1 pseudogene is annotated in these 421 nt (G+C 51.3%); it reads left to right on the forward strand.

Going from position 1 to position 421, the window contains the following annotated elements:
- Nucleotides 1-421, forward strand: a pseudogene (locus B3182_RS01780) (3-phosphoshikimate 1-carboxyvinyltransferase); the annotation flags it as partial.

A 421-nucleotide genomic window follows, 5' to 3' on the forward strand; every position in this document is an offset into this window, starting at 1 on the left:
ACCCTACGCGGACGGGTGTCATCAATATTTTGAAGCAAATGGGGGCGGATATAAGCTTGAGCAACGAAGCGGTAACCGGTGGTGAACCGGTGGCAGATATCCGGGTTCGCTATGCACCGTTGAGCGGAATTGAAATTCCTCAGGATCAGGTGCCATTGGCGATTGATGAATTTCCGGCAATATTTATTGCCGCAGCCTGTGCAGAAGGCCGCACAGTATTGACGGGTGCTGAAGAATTACGGGTGAAAGAGAGTGACCGAATTCAGGTCATGGCTGATGGATTACAGGCACTCGGCATCGATGCTCAGCCAACGTCTGATGGCATGATTATAGAAGGTGGCATTATTGGCAGTGGCGAAGTGGATGGACATGGTGATCACCGTATTGCGATGTCATTTGCTATGGCGGCACTACAGGCTGG

The sequence above is a fragment of the Methylophaga sp. UBA4204 genome, assembly GCF_002379485.1.
GTDB lineage: Bacteria > Pseudomonadota > Gammaproteobacteria > Nitrosococcales > Methylophagaceae > Methylophaga.